3 protein-coding genes and 1 pseudogene are annotated in these 2,292 nt (G+C 76.7%); all 4 read left to right on the top strand.

What is annotated here, in order from left to right; all coding sequences use genetic code 11:
• Positions 1 to 521 (top strand): annotated as a pseudogene (locus tag NWP10_RS11605) (ribonuclease HII); the annotation flags it as partial.
• A gap of 139 nt (positions 522 to 660) precedes the next feature.
• On the top strand, positions 661 to 984 hold the full coding sequence (locus NWP10_RS11600; protein ID WP_184171453.1) for a DUF2469 domain-containing protein: 324 nt from the start codon (positions 661 to 663) through the stop codon (positions 982 to 984).
• 158 nt (positions 985 to 1,142) lie between these two features.
• On the top strand, positions 1,143 to 1,562 hold the full coding sequence (locus NWP10_RS11595) for a YraN family protein (protein ID WP_258301007.1): 420 nt from the start codon (positions 1,143 to 1,145) through the stop codon (positions 1,560 to 1,562).
• Positions 1,559 to 2,292, top strand: a 734-nt coding sequence (locus tag NWP10_RS11590; protein WP_258301006.1) for a magnesium chelatase domain-containing protein, incomplete at its 3' end; no start/stop codon positions are given. The genes NWP10_RS11595 and NWP10_RS11590, both read left to right, overlap by 4 nt.

Raw genomic sequence — 2,292 nt, 5'->3', positions numbered from 1 at the left:
CGTATCCGCCCGCCGGAGGGTGGGCGCCAGCGTCGGATGTGTATAGGAGACGGGCCCTGGGCGAGGCGAGCCCCGCCGAGATCGACGCGCTGGGCATCTCGGCCGCCCTGGGGCTGGCCGGGCGACGCGCGTGGGCCGCGGTGTGCGCCGCGGCCGGCCAGGAGCCGGTGGCCCTCGTGCTGGACGGCAGGGACGACTGGCTGACCCGCTCCGACCCGGACGCCGGACCGGCGCCGGCCCCACGACCGGTGCCCCCCGTGCCCACCATGCTGGTGAAGGCCGAGGACCGGTGCGCCACCGTGGCCGCGGCGTCGATCGCCGCGAAGGTGGCCCGGGACGACACCATGATCGCCCTCCACGCGGACCACCCGGCCTACGGCTGGGCCGGGAACAAGGGGTACGGGGCTGCCGCCCACCGGGCCGCGATCCTCGACCACGGGGCGGGGGAGCACCACCGCCGCAGCTGGAGCCTGGGCCTGCCCGCCGCGCCCGCGGACGAGCCGCCGACGCTGTTCGACTGAGGCCGGCGGGGCATCGCCGGGTGGCCCGGGAGAGGACGCGTGGGGCGCGCGTTCGACGCGCGGGCCCCGGACGGGAGAGGATGGAGGGCGCGCGTGCCGGCCCCTCGCCGGCGCGCCCCGAGCACCGAGGAGGCAAGCCATGAGCGCGGACGACGTCGAGGACTTCGAGGCCGAGGCCGAGCTGCTGCTGTACCGGGAGTACCGGGACGTGGTGGGCCTGTTCCGGTACGTGGTGGAGACCGAGCGACGCTTCTACCTGGCCAACGACGTGCGCCTGACGCCCCGCCAGTCGGACGGGGACGTGTTCTTCGAGATCCTCCTCGAGGACGCCTGGGTATGGGACGTCTACCGCACGCAGCGCTTCATCAAGCGCGTCAAGGTGCTCACCTTCAAGGACGTGAACATCGAGGAGCTGCCCCGGGACGAGCTGCAGGTCCCGCCGGACGGGCAGCTGCCGGGCTGAGCGCCGCCTGAGGCGGGGCCTGATGCGGGCGCCTGAAGCGGGGGCCGCCGCCCGCGCGACGACGACTCCTGCACAGGCGCCCGCCTCCTCACATCCGGGCCCGTCCGCCCCGCCGCCGGGAGCCCTCCGGCCACCCTGGAGCCCAGGAGGTGGTCGAGATGACGGGGACCGCGGAGAAGGTCGGGGCGGACTCGCCCGGAGGAGGGCGGAGCAGCCGCGCGCACACGGCGCTGGGCCGGTTCGGGGAGGACGCGGCGGCGCGCTGGCTCGCGGACCGCGGCTACGTGATCGCGGACCGCAACTGGCGGGGCGAGGCCGGCGAGCTGGACCTGGTGGCCCACCACGCCGGCTGGTGGGTGGGGGTCGAGGTGAAGACCCGTTCCGGCCTGGCGTTCGGGGACCCGCTGGAGTCGATCGACCGGCGCAAGCTGATGCGCCTGCACCGCCTCACCGCCGCCTGGGTGCGGGCCCACGGCGAGGGCAGCCGGGCGGAGCGATGGCGGGTGGACGCCGTCGCCGTCCTGGTGCCGCGCACGGGCGGGATCCGCTTCGACCTGCTTCAGGACGTGCGGCCGTGAGCGGGATCGGCCGCACGCGCTCCATCAGCCTCTCTGGGCTGCGCGGCGAGGTCGTCCACGTGGAGGCGGACATCGCCCAGTCCCTGCCCGGCTTCACCCTGCTGGGCCTGCCGGACCAGGCGCTGCAGGAGAGCCGGGACCGCATCCGCTCCGCCGCCCGCAACGCCGGGCTGCCGCTGACCCGGCGGCACCTCACCGTCAACCTGCTCCCGGCAGGGGTGCACAAGCGGGGCGCCGGGCATGATCTGGCGATCGTCCTCGCGGCGTACGCCGCGGACGGGCGCGTGCGCGGCGTCGAGGGGCCGGTGTTCCTGGCCGAGCTCGGCCTGGACGGGGCCCTGCACCGCTCGCCCGAGACCGTGGCCATGGTGATGGCGGCCGTGGACGCCGGCTGCTCCGAGGTGGTGGTCGCCGAGGACGCGGAGGCCGAGGCCCTGCTGGTGCCGGGGGCGGAGGTCCGCGGCTTCGCCCACCTGCACGACGTCATCCTCGCCTTCGGCGGGGAGCCGGAGGGGGAGGCGCCGCAGCGGCGTCCCGTCCGCCCCGCCGACGACGACGGCGCCCCCGGTGCGGGGCCGGGCGCGCCGGACCTGGCGGAGGTCGCGGGCCAGGCCGAGGCCCGGTTCGCCCTCGAGGTGGCCGCCGCCGGCGCCCACCACCTGCTGCTGCGCGGGGCGCCCGGGGCGGGCAAGACCATGCTCGCGGAGCGCCTGCCCGGGATCCTCCCGCC

The sequence above is a fragment of the Micrococcus sp. HG099 genome (genome assembly GCF_024723355.1).
In the GTDB taxonomy this organism is placed as follows: domain Bacteria; phylum Actinomycetota; class Actinomycetes; order Actinomycetales; family Micrococcaceae; genus Micrococcus; species Micrococcus endophyticus.
The sequence above is the reverse complement of the archived record's forward strand: the minus strand, read 5'-3'. Positions and strand labels throughout refer to the sequence as shown.

Excerpts from the sequence above, each read along its gene's own strand:
- NWP10_RS11600 (WP_184171453.1), top strand. The coding sequence starts at position 661 with ATGAGCGCGGACGACGTCGAGGACTTCGAGGCCGAGGCCGAGCTGCTG.
- NWP10_RS11595 (WP_258301007.1), top strand. The coding sequence starts at position 1,143 with ATGACGGGGACCGCGGAGAAGGTCGGGGCGGACTCGCCCGGAGGAGGG.